The organism is Cellulomonas endometrii, assembly GCF_949769265.1.
In the GTDB taxonomy this organism is placed as follows: domain Bacteria; phylum Actinomycetota; class Actinomycetes; order Actinomycetales; family Cellulomonadaceae; genus Cellulomonas; species Cellulomonas endometrii.
Genome location: NZ_CATKPC010000011.1, coordinates 1 through 16,181, shown reverse-complemented (window position 1 = coordinate 16,181; position 16,181 = coordinate 1). Strand labels below are relative to the sequence as shown.

Below are 16,181 nucleotides of genomic sequence, written 5' to 3'. Positions count from 1 at the left end.
GTGGCCCTTCGCATCCGTTCGTGGTGGCGGTGGCGCTCCTCCTCGTGTGGCTCGCTCTGGTCGCCGGTTCGATAGTCGCGGCGCCGGCTGTAATCGGAGCCACGTGGTGGGTCGGGGCGCTCCTCGCCCTACTCGGGGCCGCTTCCCGCGCCTGCACGGTCAGGCTCATCGACAGGGCGCTCGGTGGCCGCTGGGCTCCACTGCCCGACTGGTTCGTGTTCTCGCTCGGCGGCGTCGTCACCCTGTGTCTACTCGGTGCCACCGTCCTGCCCGCCATCTGGCTCGTGTGCGGGCAGGCGTGAGGCGGACCCACCAGGGCTCGTGCAGTACGAGGAACGAACCCCCAGTGCCGTCGACGCCGGCTTCGAGCGTGTGGAAATCGACGCGCACGCTCTGAGTGCGTCGGTGCCGTGTGGGGGTCCGCAGCCACTGCAGGCTCACCACTCCAGCCTCGGTACCCAGCCGTTCCGCGTCGGCGATCAGCATCCTGGCGGTGACCTCGATCTCCGCCCCGGGTGGCAGTTGGGCGATGAGGCCTCGCGGGACTGAGACCTCCGTGCCGTCGGACTGGAGACCGCGAACGACGAACCGCGCGTCGCAGTGCTCGCCCGCAAAGAGCAGCCGGTACGCGGTGCCGTCGCCGCAGTTTCGCAGGATGAAGAACACCTGCCGGTACCCGTGCCGCCTGGTCTCGGCCTGGGCGATAGCAACCCAGTCGGCTTGAGCACGGTCCCGCCAGCGGACCCACAGCGTCAGACCGGCGCTGAGCGCAGCGATCACCGCTGAAACGACCGCGATCACCGTCTGCCCGTCATCCATGCCCCGCACGGTATCCGTGCCCGACTTTCCTGGGAGGTGCTTCCCGATGCTGCCTGGTGGTGACCTGCTGACCGAGGAGATCACGGGCACGACGTCCGGGGACCGGCTCGAGGTGAATGTGTGGCGTGGTGGCGCGCTGGTCGCCCCGGGTCTGGATGTCACGTCGTGGTCGCTGGACTGGGACGCGGACCGTGCGGTGCAGGGGCAGGCCACGGTCGTGGTCGCGGACCCCGACGGTGCCTTGGCGCCGTGGGGCATGGGTGACGCGCTCGCGCCGGGGGGTTCGCGGGCGCAGCTGGCGTGGGTGTCGGGGGCTGCGTCGGGGCCGACCACGGGGCTGCGGGTGCCGCTGGACTGGTGGCGGCTGCGTAGGTCCGCGCCCGCCGAGCAGTGGCGGGTGCGTGCGGTGGGCACCGACGTGCTGCGGGTGTCCGGTGGGGGGTCGGTGACCCTGCAGGCCGACGAGCTGACGTGCATCCCGCACGAGCTGGACCGTCTGGATGCCGAGGGTCAGCCGCCGGTGGGTGCGACGTGCCTGTCGGAGGTCGCGCGCCTGCTGGACGACATCGTGCCGGTGGTCGTCGACGAGGCGGTGCTCGACCGGCCGGTGCCGGTGTCCCTGGTGTACGGGGAGGGCCGCTGGGACGCGGTGCAGGACCTGCTGACGCAGGTCGATGCGGTGTACCGGATGGGCGGTGACGGCACCTTGCACGTGTTGCCCTCCGCGCTGGGGGAGTCGGTGTGGACGATCGACGGCGGGGACGACGGGGCGCTCGTCGACGTCGAGCGGGCACTGTCCGATGCGGCGATCTACAACGCCGTGACGTCCCGCGGCACGACGTGGGACGGTGCCCCGCTGGCCGGGCGCGCGTACCTGACCGGTGGCCCGTTGCGGTGGGGGGTGGGCGAGCCGTTCGGGCGGGTGCCGGCGTTCCACAAGTCGATCGCGCAGACCCCCGGTGGGGTGCAGGGCGACGCCGAGACGATCCTGGCGTCCCTGGTGACCTCGGGGCAGATCGACCTGCCGGTGGTGTGCCTGACCCACCCCGGCATCCAGCTGCACGACGCGGTCACCGTGGTGGCCGCGACCCTCGACGGGGACGCGCCCCTGGTCGGGCGGGTCGTGCGCAAGCGCATGTCCTCGGCTGGGCCGGTCCCGGCGAAGTCGATGACGCTGGCGGTGCGGGTCACCGTGGAAGCACTGGAGGCCGTGGCCGCCCGGGTCGCGGGCCGACGTGGCTGAGGTCGCCGTCCGGGCGTCCGCCGGCACGGTCACCACCACCACCGCCGGCGCCCGGGTCGTCGTGCTTGACGACGGCTCGCGGGTGACCCCGCTGTGGCCGGCGACCGTGCTCGTCGACGGCGACAAGGTGCAGGTGCTGCTGGTCGACGGGACCGCGCACGTCATCGGGCCGGTGGTCGCCGCACCCCGCCCGGTCTCCGGGACGATCGCGGGGGCCGCGTCCTCCGGGCTGATCCCCGTCACCACGACCACCGGGGCGGTGCAGGCCCGGTACGCCGGCACCGCCCCGGCGATCGGGACACTCGTGGGGCTGATCTGGCAGGGCGGGGCGCCCCCGCTGCTGCTGCCCGGTGCGCTCGCCCCGATCGCCACCGACCCCCGCCCTGCGCCCGAGGTGCCCGTCGCACCCCCGAGCGCCCCGGACACCGGCACCCTGCTGGTCTCCGCGGTCGGGTCCGGGTCGTGGCGCACCGGCTCGTGGGGGTGGGCGGACACCGCCGACGTCGTGCAGGGCGGTGCCCCGTTCGCCGCGCAGGACTCCCGCGGCGGCTGGTGGTACGGCGACCAGGCCCGGTCCCTGGCCGGGCGCACCATCACCCGCCTGCGGTTCCGGGTCCCGGCCCGCACCCGCATCGGGATGTTCGCCGACACCCTGCCCGCGCACTTCTACCGCACCGGGGACGTCGTGCGCCCCGGCGCGGACTTCACCCGGGTCACCGGCCCGCACGACGTGACCGTCCCACCGGGCTGGAACCCGCCGGCCGACCAGGGGTGGGTCGACCTGCCCGCCGCCTGGGGGCAGGCCATCGCCGACACCGGCGGCGGCATCGGCACCGCCGGGTCCCCGTACCTCGGGCTGCTCGGCGTGGGCGCGGACCCCGCCTCCGGCCAACTCCTCTTCGACTGGACCCGCTGAGCGGGCAGGAAGGAACACCCGTGGCCACCACAGCCTCCGGCATCCTCGTCCCGGCCGGGTCCGACCCGTTCGACCCGGCCGGTGACATGGTCGACCTCGCGAACTCCCTGCGCGGGCGCATCGCCGTCCCGGTGCCCAACGCCACCGCACGCGACGCGCTCCTGACCGCGATCGACTGGACCCCCACCACCAGCGACCCCCTGGTCGTGCGCCGCGGCGACACCCGCATCGTGGAGGTCTACACCGGTGTGACCGCCGGGTGGCAGCCCGACGCCGGACCCGGGCTGTCCTGGTGGGGCGAGGTCGCCGCGCAGGTCCCCCTGCCCGCCACCGTCATGACGGCCGTGCTCACCGTGGCACTGCCCGCGTCAGCCCCACCGGGGGTGTACGCCATCGACCTGGACGTCGTCACCTGGGCGAACGGCTCCAACCAGGCGTTCGCCCGCGTCATGTTCGGGTCCACCGAGCTGCCCGGCACGAACCGCGAGGTCGGCACGTTCGCCGGCACCTCGGGCACGCCCGACACCCCCCGGTCCAAGCACCTGCGCCACGTGCACACCGGCGGCGCCGCGAACGTCGTCCTGGGCGCCCAGGTCAACCCGATCGCCGGGGTCTGCAAGGTCGGCACGCAGATGCGCGTCACCTGGGTCGGTGCCTGATGGGCACCATCCGGGTGTACGGGGACTCCAACTCCTCGATGTGGGGCACGAACCCCGGCCCGGGGCAGCCGTGGCCGACCCGGTTCGGTACCCGCCTGGTCGGTGAGGCCGCCTGCCCGGCCCGGGTCGTCAACCGCGCGATCGGCGGGCAGCAGATGCACCTGTGCCGCGCCAAGACCTCCCCGCACCCCGCGATCGAGTCCTACGCGGTCACGGACCTGATCGCCGCCGAACGCGCGCAGCAGCTGCCCGGCCTGGTGATGCTGTGCGCCGGCACGAACGACCTGGACGTGTCGGTGACCCCGGACGCCGAGCTCGAGGACCTGCTCGCCTCCTACGAGACCCTGGACGAGACGATCCGGTCCCGGTGGGGTGTGCCGTTGCTCGTGATCTCGGTGCTGCCGATGCGGGTCGGGGGGATGCTCTCCCAGGCGGTCTGGGAGCAGCGCGAGCCCCGCCGCCAACGCGTCAACACCCGCCTGCGGACCCTGTTCGGCCCGACCGGGCGGTTCTTCGACGCCGACACCGTCATCGGCGAGGGCATGACCGGCGGCGTCCAGACCTGGTCGCCCTACGTGTACGACGCCCTGCACCTGAACTGGATGGGCCACGTCCGCCTCGCCGACGCCCTGCCGCTGACGGCGATCACCGCACTCGAGGAGGGCTGATGGCGACCTCGCAGAACGGCTGGCCGGTCATCGAGTCCGGCACCGACCCCCGGCTCGTCGCGATCCCCAAGATCGCCGGCCGGGTGCGCGTCGGCGAAGTCGCGCAGATCTTCACCTACCTCGTGACCCGGTTCGACGCCGAGGTCGAGGACGTCGACCGCGGCGCCGACGAGTGGGGGCACGCCTACCGGGCGATCCGCGGCGCGACCACGTACTCGAACCACGCCTCGGGGACTGCGATCGACCTCAACGCCACGCAGCACCCCCTCGGCGCGGTCGGAACGTTCACCACGGCGCAGGTCGCCGCCATCCGCCGCATCCTCGCCGACCTCGGCGGGGTCGTGCGCTGGGGCGGGGACTACTCGGGCCGCAAGGACGAGATGCACTTCGAGATCAACCGTGGACCCGGCGCCGTCCTGGTGTCCCGCCAGCTCACGCTCCCCTCCGGCGGCATTACCGTCCCCGAGCTCGCTGCCCCGACCCCCCTGCCCCGCACCCCGGAGGACTCCACCATGCGCATCATCTCCGCCCCCCTGCCCTGGGACACCACCAAGCGGCAGCAGGTCTACGTCACCGACTCCGGCGGCGCCGGCACCCTCACCGACGCCGAAGCCGCGATCCTCCGGCAGAACTGGCCCTCCCACGACTACGCGTCCTGGAACGACGTGGAGACCGAGGTGCGCCTCGCGTGGGCCCGCCACGCCACCGCAAACGGCAGCGACCTGACCTCCTCGCAGGTGCAGGCCGACGTCGAGGCCGCCGTCCGGCGCGTCCTGGGAGCGCTGGACGGCAAGGCCTGATGCCCGACCGGGTCATCCGCCGCCTGAACGGGCCCCGCGGCAGCGTCCTGGTCGCCGGTGCCGCGATCGCGGCCGTCCACGCCGGCGCCTACGTCAGCGTGGACGACGGCCCCGTGCTGCCCTCGGGGCTGGACCTGCTCGACCGCGTCGTGCCGCTGCCTGTCTACGCGGTCCTGTGGGGTGCGGCCATGCTCCTGGCTGTCGGTGGCGCCTGGCGCACCGCCGCCGGCGCGCAACGCGACCACCTCGACGCCTGGGGGTTCGGCTCGCTCGCCGGGATGCTCACCCTGTGGGGCAGCACCTACCTGGCGGGCTGGGGCACCTCCTGGTTCGCCGGCCAGCCCTCGCGGCAGTGGGTGTTCGGCGTCATCTACCTCGCCGTCGCCGTCATGATCGGCGCCGCCGCCCGCATGACGAACCCCGGGAGCGCAGGCCCGGAGGTCACCGCATGAACAACCCCGCCCTGCCCGCCGTCATCACCGGCGTCCTGGCGATCGCCGCAACCGTCATCGCGCAACGCCTGGCCCGCGGCGCGCAACGAGAGGTGACGCCCGCGCAGACGATCGCGAACCTCACCACCCGACTGGAGCGTACCGAGGAACGCCTCGAGGAGTCCGAGCGGCGCGAGCGCCTGCGCGACGACTACATCCACAAGCTCCGCGACCACATCAGCACCGGCAAGAAGCCTCCGCCCCCGCCCTGGCCCGACGGCCTCACCACCTGAGGAGACACCATGACTCACGCCGCACCTGACTCCGCTGACATCCCCACCGGCCTCACGATCGAGGGTGACCTCTCGTTCGTCGACGATTCCCCCGCAGTGCCCCCGCGCGTCCGCACGGTCGCGTACTTCATCCTGCTCGGCGTCTCCGCGCTGGTCCTCCTGGCGACGGGCCTCGCGCCGATCTGGTTCGACGACCCGCAGGCGCAGCAGATCGCGGCAACCGCTGGCGTCATCTCGGGTGTCGCTGGCCTGATCGCCGGCGGCCTCGGGGTCACGTACCGACCGACGCGGTAGTTGCAGCACGCCCCCCACGACTCGTCTGGGTCAGCGCAGACCAACGGCACGCTGCGCGTTCACCTGCCGGGTCTGGGCAGGCAGGGTGAACAGATCGACGAGGACGCCGACCCCGAGCAGACCGAGCGTGAACAGCCACAACAGGCCCCGGCCGGTCTTGCCGAGGTAGAAGTGCTGCAGGCCGCAGATCCCGAACACGCTCGCCAGCAACCACAGGTATGCGATGCCCGTCTCCTTCATCGGACGCACGGGCACGTACTGCTGCTGGACGTACACGGGCTGCGGCTGCTGCGGCTGGTACGGCTGGGTCATGAACGGGCTCCTAGTCACGCGATGCGCGCCCTGACAGGCGCGCCTGCCTACTGCATCGGCACACGCACTCGAACCGATAAGTGTCTACGGCAACTGACCTCCGGCGCCCGCGCAGGAGGTAGGCAGCGGACGCCACACCGCCTGACGGTGGGTCGCTACCCTGCCGACATGGCAGATGACGAGACTCCCGAGGACCTGGCCCGCGAGCTCGGCGTGCCGGGCAAGACGATCCGAGACTGGCTCCGGGCCGAGTACCCGCGCACGCCATCCGAAGCACACCATCGCTGGCACCTCACCCCCGACCAGGCAGCAGCCGTGCGGCGCCAGTTCCCCCGCGCACGGTCCTGAACACGACAGCGCCCCCGTCCTCCTCCGGGAGGGCGGGGGCGCTTCGTCGTGCCCGACAACTTCTCACGAGCGTCGCGGGGGAACCAGCAGCGGCGTCAGGCGCTGGTCGATACCGTGCACGCATGGCACTGGAGTGGTTCCTTGGCGACAAGGGGATGAGCAGCAACGCACTCGGAGCATCGGTCAGCTCGTCGTATCGGATCAATGCCGGTGACGTGGACGACCTCCGGGCCGCGATCGCAGCGAAATTCCCAGTGACACGAGTGAGACGCGCGCGGCGGGTCTACGACAGGCATGAGCCCGCGGACGGCCCCGACATCCAGAACCTCGAGTTCGCGTCCGACCCTGATCTCGGCTCGTTCATGATCCTCGGATACGCGAGCTCCTCTGCTGAACACGCGCACATCGCCGTTCACCTCGGCAGCCAGTACCCCGCTGAGGTCCACGTCGGCTCCACGTCACTGACGCAGGGCGGCGGCCCGGACGGCAACGATCCCGAGATGCAGAAGCTCCTCGAGCGCATCGAGCAGATCCTCACGGGCGGGCGCCGGAGAATGCCGCGATGGGCGGCGGTGCGGCTCACGAAGGTCGGCACCATCGTGGCGCTCGCGGTTCTGCTGGCCGGCGTCGCGTGGTCGACCTGGCCGAACGTCGCTCTCCTGATCGTCTCCGCGCTCGCGGTCACAGCGTTCGGCTGGCAGGCCCTCGCCCGACTCGCCGCATGGGGCGAGGAGGGGGCTACCGGTGACCCGGCATCACGCCGTCACGGCCGGGTCCGCGTGGACCCGACGAACTGGGCACGAGTCCGCACGGACCGCGCCAGCAGGCACCGGGACGCATGGGTGGCGGCGGTGTCGGTCGCGGGAACCCTCCTCGCTGCCGTGATCCCGGTTTACCTGGGCGTGCTTGGGAACCGGTGAGCGATGGATCGGGAAGAGCCCGGCTCGACGAGCTCGCAGCCGCCGTACCGCCTGGCGCCCGAGGAGTGGTGGCCCCCCGGGGGCGCGTCAGACCCGGGACGGACAATGACGCCGTGAACCTCACGCAGCGCGCGTCACCGGGTTCCCGGGGGTCAGCTCTGTGACACCGAGGTGACGCGCGCGTAGTGACGGACGGCGCGACCGTCCCGGCTGCGGTACCAGTGGCCGTGGACGGTCAGGCCGACCAGGTGCAGGCGCAGCTCTGCTGCGAGGTGCGGGAGGTAGTCGTATGCGGCGGGAACGGTGACGGTCTGGCGGCCGAGCGGTCGTCCAACCCGGTCGGTCAGGCTCAGGGTCCACACGACGTCGGTGCCGTCGTGACGGGGCTCGTGGAGCACGACGATCTCGACGTACCGGAGCGTCTCGGTCGCGATGTCGGTGAAGCGGGGAAGCGAACCCGCGTTCTCGTGCTCAGTCATGGCCGTGAGCCTCTGGGGTTGGCGGTCTGACTGCAACGGCTCGCGGGGTGAACTTCGACCACGCCACGGGCGTGCGGCAGGCCAGCTGCGCCTGCCCGCTCCCACCCCATGACCAAGGTCCTGGCCCGTCGTGTCGGTCGGTGTTGCCGCGGAGGCGCCGCTCCACCTGCGAGTGGAACCGCCCCGGGCCGGTCGCGATCGGCGGTACTGTCCGCGTGGGCCGGTCGGTACCGCCCCCCCTGCATGTGCCGACCGGCTTCCCCGACCCGCTCACGCCGTGGCGCCGTCGTGTCGGACCACGGGGCGACACTCCCCCGGTGAACCTCACGCAGCGCGTCCCCGGCGGCCAGTCCCGGATCCAGGCGGCGGTGCGCCTGCTGAACCAGCGTGAGGTCCCCCCAGGCGTGCACCACGACGTCGACCGCCCCCTGCCCGTGACCGTCGCCCTGCGCTGGGAGACTGGCACGGAGCTACTCGACACGGTCGCTGTCGAGTGGGACCGGCACCTCGTCCGCGTCCGGATCGGCGACCTGCGCGTCATGACCGGCGCAGTCTGGGTGCCCGTCGAGGACGTGCGGCGGCGCGCGATCATGGACGCATGGCGGACCGCCTCTTGACCACGAAGGAAGTCGCCCACCTGCTCGCCGTGACCCCGTCTTGGCTCAGCCAGGCAGCGTCGTCGGGGGACGTGCCGGCGTACCGCGTCGGTGGTAGTTGGCGCTTCGACATGAACGAACTTGGCCTGTGGCTCAGCCTGCGAGGCAACGCGGCCGTCGAGATGCCCGACAACCCGAGGCGTCTGATCCTCCCGCCCCCGCGACCGGGACGGGTCAAACCACCACCAGAACCGATCGTCGACCTGCAGAACGCAGTCCCCGCCGAGGTCGTCGCCCAAGAACTCGACGTGCCGCCCGAAGCGGTGCGGCGGTGGATCCGGCAGGCGATCCTTCCTGGCGCGCGAGCAGGCCGCAGTTGGCTAGTCGACGCTGCGGCCTTCGAGGAGTGGCAGTCCATCCTGTCCCGCGCTTCTCACCTCGACGCGCTACCAGCTGGCCGACTGCGCACAGGCGCGATACGTGATGCCGTCTTGCAGAACCTGCTCGGGCGCCTGGGGATCCACCTGACAGTCGGCTCGTGGCAGCACAACGGAGGCGCGCTGCCGACGTGGGCGGAGGCCGTCATCGATCCCCGACGGCACGGTCAACCCCAGTGACTCCACCGCTCCCCGACGCGCTCGGTGGGCAGCGACTTCACCCACTCGTCGAGATCAGCGGCGCGGATGATCCGCTTGCCGCCCTTGTCGCCGGCCCGGTGCGCGATGAGGTAGCCATCGTCGATCGCCTTGGTCAGGGTCGCCTCGGATACTCCGACCCGGTCGGCGGCCTGTCGGACGGAGCACGCGATGAAGCTGTACGCGATCTGCGGTTCAGGGCGTCGCACGTACCGCCACCTCCTAAGTTCCTCGATGTCCTGCGACCTCGGACCGTACTGGCGCCATGCCGTGAGCCAGGGGTCAAACTCCGCCATCCGGATGAGGCCGCGTGTGCTGCCCACCGATGTCCAGTGGACCGTTAGCTCGTCCTCGTAGTGAGCCCGCGCACGCAGGAACAGCGTCGAGAGCTCCGCGAGTTCGCTGGCCTCGACGAGTTGAAGGGCAACACGGCCGTGGACGGGGAGCACGTCTGGATCGCCTCGCACCCGAAGATCACACCACGTTCGGCGACATGTTCCCCGAGATGTCCCCCGGGCACCTCGGGACCGGGAACGACGAAGGCCCGGGATCGTGATGATCCCGGGCCTTGCATCCGGTGGAGCTGAGGGGATTCGAACCCCTGACCTTCTCATTGCGAACGAGACGCGCTACCAACTGCGCCACAGCCCCTTGAAGCGGTGACAAGCCTAGCACCCACGAGCGGGTGCTCTCGACACGCTACTCGCCGGCCGCCCGTCGCCGGGCGAGGACGGCGTTGAGGTCGATCGAGCCGGTGGGCTCGTCGGTCGCCGGAGCCGTCGCGCCGGCGGGCGTGGCGGTCGCAGCAGAAGCGGCCGTCCCCGCGGGCTCGGCGACGGTCTCCGTCACGACCTCGGCGGGGGCCACCTCCGGGCCGGCCGACGCGACGGCGGCGGGCTCGGCCGCGGCCGTCTCGGCGCGGTCGGCGACGGACCGGCGGACGGGCGCGGCGAGCGTCGAGCCCTCGACCTCGCCGAGCGGCACGGGCTCCCGGCGCGGTGCGGGCGCCTTGAGCGCGTAGGTCGGCTTCGGCACGGCGACCGGCGACCACGTGTCGCCCTCACGGCCGCCGTCGCGCACCCGCGCGGTGGCCGCGGCGGGCAGGTCGGCGCGGACCCGCGTGATCGCCTGCGTGTCCTCGATCGACGGGCGGACGGCCCGCCCCTCGGCGCCCTTGCGGCCCGGCCGGGCCGCACGCTCACGCAGCGGCGCGGTGGCCTCGGTGATGCGGCGCTGCCACTCCTCCTCGGCGGCCCGGCCCTGGACGACAGCGTGGCGGCCGAGCCCGAGCACCCCGCCCAGCAGCACCGTCGGCACGAGGCCGGCGACGACGCCGAGCGTGCTCACGCCGGCGATCACCCAGCCGGCCACCGAGGCGACGAGCAGCAGCCCGGCGAGCAGCCCGCGTCGGCGGGCGGCTGCCCCGCGGCGCGCGGTCGCGGCGGCGTGAGCGGCATGCAGCTGCGCGGCACGGCGGGCGGCGTCGGCGCCGATCCTGTCCTGGGTCCCGTGCGGTCGGTCCACGTCGGTCCCTCCCCTGTCCGTTCCGGCGATCCGGGTCCCGGTGCCCGGAGTGAGCAACCCGACTCGCTTGTCCACCGCGCCGCAGTCCGGCCGGATGCTCCGGGCCACGTCCGCGCGCTGCCGCCGCGACGAGCCCTCGGGCCCGGTGACGGCGAGCACCCGCAACGCGTCGGAGAACCGGTCGTCGGTCCGCGACTCGAGCAACTGCTGCCGGTGCCGCAGCTTGTGCGGCACCAGGTACGCGATCCACAGGCCGACCACCACGAGGGCGGCCGGTCCGGCGAATTCGTACACTCCACGACGGTAGGGGCGGTGCGGCCGGTGCCCCCGGACCCGTCGCGGCGTGTCGAGCGGCGTGCCGGGAGAAAATCACACGGGTGTGATTCCGGTCCGCCGCGCCCAGCCTCCCACACCGGGGCGCGACGCGGGTCCGCGCCGCTTCACGCGGCGCCGCGCGCCCGCACCGCCCGCCAGCGCGCGAGCATCCCGCCGGGGACCTCCTCGGTGGTGAGGGCGAACGTCCGGTGGTCGCACCACACGCCCTGGATGTGCAGATACCGCTCGCGCAGGCCCTCGTCCCGGAAGCCCAGCTTCTCCACGACGCGCAGCGACGGGCGGTTCTCGGGGCGGATGTTGATCTCGACGCGGTGCAGCCCGAGGCCGGTGAAGCAGTGGTCGGTGGCGAGCGCGACGGCCGTCGGGGTGATGCCGCGGCCGGCGACGTGCCGGGACACCCAGTAGCCGATCGACGCCGAGTACAGGGAGCCGTACGTGATGCCGGAAACCGTCAGCTGCCCGACCAGCTCGCCGGCGAGGTCGACGGCGAACGGCAGCGACGTGCCGGAGCGCGCCTGCTTGTCGAGCGTCCGGACGAACTGCCCGAACGTCGGCCGGCGCCCGGTCACCGGCACCGGGGACGTCGCGTCCCAGGGCTCGAGCCACGCGGCGTTCTGCGCCCGCAGCCGCATCCAGGCGCCCTCGTCCGAGCGTCGCAGCGGACGCAGACGCACGTCGCCCTCCGCCAGCACGGCGGGCCAGCCCCGCGACATCAGCCCTCCAGCACCAGGCAGTGCACGACCTGCCCGGCGACGACGGCGGCGTCCTGCTCCCCGACCACGGCGAGCGCGTTGGCGTGGGCGAGCGCGGTGATCGACCAGCCGGCGGGGTCGCCGACGGGCGTGACGCGGTAGCCCTCCGAGGGCGAGCCGACGACGGCGGCGGGCACGAACTCCCGCACGCCGGCGGTCGACGGCCAGCCCACGTCGGCGCGCGCGGCGACGGACGGGCGGAACAGGTCGGTGTGCCCGGCCATCGCGCGCAGCGCCGGGCGGACGAACACCTCGAAGGCGACCTGCGCGGCGACCGGGTGGCCCGGCAGCGCGAACAGCGGCACGCCGCCGCCACCGACCGCCGAGTCCCCGACCGTGCCGAACCCGTGCCGGAAGCCCGGAGCCATCGCGACCTGGTCGAACCGCACCGTGCCGAGCGGGGCGAGCACGTCGGACAGCGTGTCGTGCTGCGACTCCGACAGCCCGCCGGTCGTCACGACGACATCCGCGCGGACCAGCTGGTCCTCGAGCGCCTCGCTCAGCACCGCGCGGTCGTCCGTGACCACGCCGACGCGGACCGGGGTCGCGCCGGTGTCCCGGACGGCCGCCTCGAGGGCGTGCCCCGCCGACTCGTACACGCTGCCGTCGCGGCGCGGGGTACCCGGCTCCGCCAGCTCCGAGCCGATGGACACCAGGACCACGCGCGGCGCCGGGTGCACCCGCAGCCGCCCGCGCCCCGTGGCCGCCGCCACCGCGAGCTGGCGGGCCGCGAGCCGGGTCCCGGCCGCCAGCACGACCGACCCGCGCTCGGTGTCGGCGCCGGCCGGCCGCACGTTCTCCCCCGGCACCGGCGTGCGGTGCAGGGTGACGCGGACCGCGCCCCGGTCGGTGTCCTCGGCCGCGACGACCGCGTCCGCGCCCGCGGGCACGGGCCCGCCCGACGCGATCCGGACGGCCTGGCCCGGTGCGAGCCGCAGGGCGGCGGGGTCGCCGGCCAGCACGTCGTGCGCGACGGGCAGGACGACCGCGGCGCCCGGGCCCTGTCCCCGCAGGTCCGCGGTCGCCACCGCGTACCCGTCACGCGCCGCGACCGGCAGCGGCGGGACGTCCGCGGGGGCCATCACGTCCTCGGCGAGGATGCAGCCCGCCGCGTCGGAGAGCACCACGTCGAGCGGGGCGACGGGACCGACCGCGGCCAGCACCGCCGCCAGCTGGTCCTGGACGGATCTCATGTCGGCATTCTGCCCGGCGGCCGGTCCCGGGCGCGCACGCAGCGCCGCGCGCCACCAGCGCGGGCGCCGGCGGGACCGCCCGACGGGGCGCCGCTCCACCCTTTGGTCCTACCGGGGCCCGTACGAGTTTGCGAGACTGGGGCCATGAGCACCGCTGCCCAGCCGTATCCCCACGCGTCCGACGGCAGCACGGTGACCGAGGTGAAGGACGAGTTCCGGGCACTGCTCCGGGCCGCTCGGCAGGCACGGTCCCCCCGACGGCGGGCCGAGGCGGCGCAGGCGCTGGTGGCGGTCGTCGAGACGATCCCGGTGCTCGAGGACGCCCGCTGCGTCGCCGTGTACGCGGCCCGGCCGACCGAGCTCGACACGGGGCCGCTGCTCGACGCGCTCGACGCCCGCGGTGTCGAGGTGCTGCTCCCCGTCCTCGGCGCGGGCCTCCAGCGTGAGTGGGCCCGGTACGCCGGCCGCGACGACCTGCTGCAGCGCGCGCCCGGCCGGCCGCCGGAGCCCTCCACCCCGTCCCTCGGCGCCGACGCGCTGGCGAAGGCCGACGTGATCGTGGCGCCCGCGCTCGCCGTCGACACGTCCGGGACCCGGCTCGGCCAGGGCGGCGGCTGGTACGACCGCGCCCTCGCGCACGCCCGCCCCGGCACGCCGGTCATCGCGGTGGTGTTCGCCGAGGAGCTGTACGACGCGACCGTCCGGCCCCTGCCGCGGCAGCCGCACGACCGCACGGTCGACATGGTGGCGACCCCGGAACGCTGGCTGCCGCTCGGCGGCTGAGCGTCTGCGGGACGACCGCAGGCCGCCGCCGGGCGCCCGCCGCGGGAATACCGGGCGGGCTGCGTATCATTGGCACTCGGCAGCGGCGAGTGCCAGGGACGCAGGAGGGCGTGAGCCCCCCGGCGACCGGGCCCGCCGGCCATCCGGTCACGTCATCCGCGGGAGACAGCAGTGCCCACCTACGCCTACACCTGCACCGAGTGCGGCCACGCGTTCGACATCCACCAGTCCTTCAGCGACGCGGCGCTCACCGAGTGCCCGAGCTGCGGCGGCCGGCTGCGCAAGGTGTTCTCCTCCGTCGGGGTCGTGTTCAAGGGCTCGGGCTTCTACCGCAACGACTCCCGGTCGAGCAGCACGTCGACCACGGGGGCCGCGAAGTCCACCTCGGGCGCGTCGCCGTCGGCCGGCTCGACCTCGGGTAGCTCCTCCTCGGGCGACGCCGCGAAGCCCGCCGCGTCGACCACGACCTCGTCGTCCTCGACCGCCGCCTCGTCGAGCAGCAGCGCCGCCAAGCCCGCCGCGGGCTGACGGAGTCGCGCCGGCCGCCGGTGCTGCCCAGCGGCACCGGTGCCCAGCGACACCGGTGCAGAGCGCCACCGGTGCAGAGCGCCACCGGTGCCACGTGACCGCGGTGCCGAGGCGCCGCTACCGGCTGATCAGGCGGCGCCGATGCGCCCCCAGGGCGTGACGGCACGCGTCGTCCCCAGCACGACGCCCGGGATGGGCCCGGTCGGCCGGACGCCGCCTAGCGTCGCGGCATGTCCCTCACCGACCGGCTCCCCCTGAGCTCCCGGCGGCGGCTGCGCGTCCTCGCGTGGCGCGCCCGCCGCCCGGTCGCGGCCCTGTGCGCGGGGCTCGCCGTGCTGCTCGCGGTCGAGCGCCTGCGCCCGCCCGACCCGCCGACCGTCGAGGTCGCCGTGGCGGCACGCGACCTCGCGCCCGGCACCGCGCTGGACGAGCACGACGTGGAGCTCCGCCGCGTGCCGGAGTCGCTCGCGCCCGAGCCGCTCCGCGAGGGCGCCGTCGACCTGGTCGGGCGGCGCACCGCCGTCGCCGTCCCCGAGGGGCTCCCGATCGCGGCCGCCCTGCTCGCCGAGGAGTCGGCGACGGGGCCGCCCGGGACCGTCGTGGTCCCGGTCCGGTTCGCGGACGCCGGGGTCGCGGGCGTGCTGCGTCCGGGAATGCGGGTCGACGTCGTCGCCGCGGCCGTGGTGGAGGGCGCCGAGCCGATGCGGCTCGCGAGCGGGGCGGTCGTGCTGTCCGGGACCGGTGACGGCACGCCCGCCGACGAGGACGCCGGAGCGGGGGGTGGTGGGCTGCTCGGCGGCGGCGAGGGCGCGGAGGACGACGTCCCGGTGCTGCTCGCGGTCACCCCGGAGGAGTCGGTGCACCTCGGGGGCGCCGCGGGCTCCCGGGTGCTCGGGGCGGTCATCGTGGGATGATGCGGCCATTTCGCCTCAGCACCCCGGAGGATCCGACGCCCATGAGCGACGTACTGAACAAGGGCCTGCGCACCGCGACCGACCGGGCGCGTGGGCTGGCCGGTGTGCTGCAGGGCTTCAAGGACTTCGTCTCCCGCGGGAACGCCGTCGAGCTCGCGGTCGGCATCGTCATCGGCGCCGCGTTCACGTCGGTGGTGGGCGCTGTGCAGAACGGGTTCATCAGCCCGCTCATCGGGATGCTGTTCGGCAAGCCGGCGATCTCGTGGAAGGTGGGGCCGGTCAACGGCTCGACGATCGACCTCGGCCTGATCGTCAACGCGCTGATCCAGTTCCTGCTGACCGCCGCGGCGATCTACTTCCTCATCGTCCTGCCGCTGAACAAGCTCGCCGAGCGGCGCAAGCGCGGCATCGAGGCGGAGCCCGCCCGGCCCGCGGAGGACATCCTGCTGCTGCAGGAGATCCGCGACCTGCTCGCCGCCCAGAGCGCCCCGGCGCTGCGGGAGAGCCGCGGTTCGGCGGGGGGCGGCGCGGCGGGGGGCCGGGGCGCGGGGGGGGGGGGGGGGGGGCGCGGGGGGCGGGGGGGGGGGGGGGGGGGGGGGCGGGGCGGCGCCCCGCCAGCGCCGCGAGCTCCCGCAGCTCCAGCTCCGAGGGCGCGCGGACGACGCGCCGGGCCTCGGCCCGGGTGAGGCGCCGGTCGCGCCACTGCTGCCACACCGTGCGCAGGTCCGCCTGGAGCGG

At 74.0% G+C, this 16,181-nt stretch carries 23 protein-coding genes and 1 tRNA gene; 16 read left to right on the top strand and 8 right to left on the bottom strand.

Features of this window, described 5'->3' with window-relative positions:
• Positions 1-237: 237 nt before the first annotated feature.
• A complete protein-coding gene (locus QNH85_RS12620) occupies positions 238-819 on the bottom strand; it encodes a hypothetical protein (protein ID WP_282946943.1) in 582 nt (193 codons plus the stop codon).
• A 46-nt stretch (positions 820-865) separates the two neighbouring features.
• Between QNH85_RS12620 and QNH85_RS12615 the strand changes: the two genes are divergently transcribed.
• The 8 genes from QNH85_RS12615 to QNH85_RS12580 are packed head-to-tail and all read left to right on the top strand — an operon-like array spanning position 866 to position 6,123.
• Entirely contained in the window at positions 866-2,062 is a 1,197-nt protein-coding gene (locus QNH85_RS12615; protein ID WP_282946941.1) for a hypothetical protein, read from the top strand.
• A complete protein-coding gene (locus QNH85_RS12610) occupies positions 2,055-2,978 on the top strand; it encodes a hypothetical protein (protein WP_282946939.1) in 924 nt (307 codons plus the stop codon). The genes QNH85_RS12615 and QNH85_RS12610 overlap by 8 nt, the downstream gene beginning before the upstream one ends.
• Before the next feature lie 20 nt (positions 2,979-2,998).
• Positions 2,999-3,637, top strand: a complete 639-nt coding sequence (locus QNH85_RS12605) for a hypothetical protein (protein ID WP_282946938.1) — start codon at positions 2,999-3,001, stop codon at positions 3,635-3,637.
• Positions 3,637-4,305, top strand: a complete 669-nt coding sequence (locus QNH85_RS12600) for an SGNH/GDSL hydrolase family protein (protein ID WP_282946937.1) — start codon at positions 3,637-3,639, stop codon at positions 4,303-4,305. Before QNH85_RS12605 ends, QNH85_RS12600 begins: the two co-directional genes overlap by 1 nt.
• Complete coding sequence (locus tag QNH85_RS12595; RefSeq protein ID WP_282946935.1) at positions 4,305-5,105, top strand: M15 family metallopeptidase; 801 nt, start codon at positions 4,305-4,307, stop codon at positions 5,103-5,105. The genes QNH85_RS12600 and QNH85_RS12595 overlap by 1 nt, the downstream gene beginning before the upstream one ends.
• The gene (locus QNH85_RS12590) at positions 5,105-5,557 is read left to right on the top strand and encodes a hypothetical protein (protein ID WP_282946934.1); all 453 of its coding nucleotides are present in this window, start codon (positions 5,105-5,107) and stop codon (positions 5,555-5,557) included. The genes QNH85_RS12595 and QNH85_RS12590 overlap by 1 nt, the downstream gene beginning before the upstream one ends.
• Positions 5,554-5,829 carry a hypothetical protein gene (locus QNH85_RS12585; protein WP_282946932.1) on the top strand — a complete coding sequence of 92 codons (276 nt, stop codon included), beginning with the start codon at positions 5,554-5,556 and terminating at the stop codon, positions 5,827-5,829. Before QNH85_RS12590 ends, QNH85_RS12585 begins: the two co-directional genes overlap by 4 nt.
• Positions 5,830-5,838: 9 nt before the next feature.
• Positions 5,839-6,123: a hypothetical protein gene (locus tag QNH85_RS12580; RefSeq protein WP_282946930.1), complete on the top strand. Its 285-nt coding sequence runs from the start codon at positions 5,839-5,841 to the stop codon at positions 6,121-6,123.
• A 30-nt stretch (positions 6,124-6,153) separates the two neighbouring features.
• Here the strand turns inward: QNH85_RS12580 and QNH85_RS12575 are convergent, their stop codons facing one another.
• Entirely contained in the window at positions 6,154-6,435 is a 282-nt protein-coding gene (locus QNH85_RS12575; protein ID WP_282946928.1) for an NINE protein, read from the bottom strand.
• Positions 6,436-6,603: 168 nt separating this feature from the next.
• On the opposite strand from QNH85_RS12575, the gene QNH85_RS12570 reads away from it, so the two are divergent.
• Both QNH85_RS12570 and QNH85_RS12565 read left to right on the top strand, forming a co-directional pair.
• Positions 6,604-6,783, top strand: coding sequence for a hypothetical protein (locus QNH85_RS12570; protein ID WP_282946926.1), 180 nt, complete (start codon positions 6,604-6,606; stop codon positions 6,781-6,783).
• 122 nt (positions 6,784-6,905) lie between these two features.
• Positions 6,906-7,703, top strand: coding sequence for a hypothetical protein (locus tag QNH85_RS12565; protein WP_282946924.1), 798 nt, complete (start codon positions 6,906-6,908; stop codon positions 7,701-7,703).
• A gap of 152 nt (positions 7,704-7,855) precedes the next feature.
• Here QNH85_RS12565 and QNH85_RS12560 read toward each other — a convergent pair whose 3' ends face one another.
• Positions 7,856-8,182, bottom strand: a complete 327-nt coding sequence (locus QNH85_RS12560; protein WP_282946923.1) for a hypothetical protein — start codon at positions 8,180-8,182, stop codon at positions 7,856-7,858.
• 317 nt (positions 8,183-8,499) lie between these two features.
• Here QNH85_RS12560 and QNH85_RS12555 point away from each other — a divergent pair, with 317 nt between their 5' ends.
• The gene (locus QNH85_RS12555) at positions 8,500-8,799 is read left to right on the top strand and encodes a hypothetical protein (protein ID WP_282946921.1); all 300 of its coding nucleotides are present in this window, start codon (positions 8,500-8,502) and stop codon (positions 8,797-8,799) included.
• Positions 8,781-9,395 (top strand): helix-turn-helix domain-containing protein, encoded by a 615-nt coding sequence (locus QNH85_RS12550; protein WP_282946919.1) that lies wholly within the window; start codon positions 8,781-8,783, stop codon positions 9,393-9,395. Before QNH85_RS12555 ends, QNH85_RS12550 begins: the two co-directional genes overlap by 19 nt.
• Here QNH85_RS12550 and QNH85_RS12545 read toward each other — a convergent pair.
• The 5 genes from QNH85_RS12545 to QNH85_RS12525 all read right to left on the bottom strand — a co-directional run bounded on the left by QNH85_RS12545 (position 9,383) and on the right by QNH85_RS12525 (position 13,218).
• Positions 9,383-9,862, bottom strand: a complete 480-nt coding sequence (locus QNH85_RS12545) for a helix-turn-helix domain-containing protein (protein WP_282946918.1) — start codon at positions 9,860-9,862, stop codon at positions 9,383-9,385. The two genes, QNH85_RS12550 and QNH85_RS12545, sit on opposite strands and share 13 nt — an antisense overlap.
• A gap of 129 nt (positions 9,863-9,991) precedes the next feature.
• Positions 9,992-10,064 (bottom strand) — tRNA-Ala (locus tag QNH85_RS12540).
• A 48-nt stretch (positions 10,065-10,112) separates the two neighbouring features.
• Positions 10,113-11,231 carry a hypothetical protein gene (locus tag QNH85_RS12535; protein WP_282946917.1) on the bottom strand — a complete coding sequence of 373 codons (1,119 nt, stop codon included), beginning with the start codon at positions 11,229-11,231 and terminating at the stop codon, positions 10,113-10,115.
• 146 nt (positions 11,232-11,377) lie between these two features.
• Positions 11,378-11,986, bottom strand: coding sequence for a GNAT family N-acetyltransferase (locus QNH85_RS12530; RefSeq protein WP_282946915.1), 609 nt, complete (start codon positions 11,984-11,986; stop codon positions 11,378-11,380).
• Complete coding sequence (locus QNH85_RS12525) at positions 11,986-13,218, bottom strand: molybdopterin molybdotransferase MoeA (RefSeq protein ID WP_282946912.1); 1,233 nt, start codon at positions 13,216-13,218, stop codon at positions 11,986-11,988. Before QNH85_RS12525 ends, QNH85_RS12530 begins: the two co-directional genes overlap by 1 nt.
• Before the next feature lie 144 nt (positions 13,219-13,362).
• Between QNH85_RS12525 and QNH85_RS12520 the strand changes: the two genes are divergently transcribed.
• The 4 genes from QNH85_RS12520 (at position 13,363) to mscL (ending at position 16,129) form a co-directional block, all read left to right on the top strand.
• Positions 13,363-14,001 carry a 5-formyltetrahydrofolate cyclo-ligase gene (locus QNH85_RS12520; protein ID WP_282946911.1) on the top strand — a complete coding sequence of 213 codons (639 nt, stop codon included), beginning with the start codon at positions 13,363-13,365 and terminating at the stop codon, positions 13,999-14,001.
• Between the two features lie 171 nt (positions 14,002-14,172).
• A complete protein-coding gene (locus QNH85_RS12515; RefSeq protein ID WP_282946909.1) occupies positions 14,173-14,529 on the top strand; it encodes an FmdB family zinc ribbon protein in 357 nt (118 codons plus the stop codon).
• Between the two features lie 230 nt (positions 14,530-14,759).
• Positions 14,760-15,443 carry an SAF domain-containing protein gene (locus QNH85_RS12510; protein WP_282946907.1) on the top strand — a complete coding sequence of 228 codons (684 nt, stop codon included), beginning with the start codon at positions 14,760-14,762 and terminating at the stop codon, positions 15,441-15,443.
• A 41-nt stretch (positions 15,444-15,484) separates the two neighbouring features.
• A complete protein-coding gene (mscL, locus tag QNH85_RS12505) occupies positions 15,485-16,129 on the top strand; it encodes a large conductance mechanosensitive channel protein MscL (RefSeq protein WP_282946906.1) in 645 nt (214 codons plus the stop codon).
• Positions 16,130-16,181 lie beyond the last annotated feature (52 nt).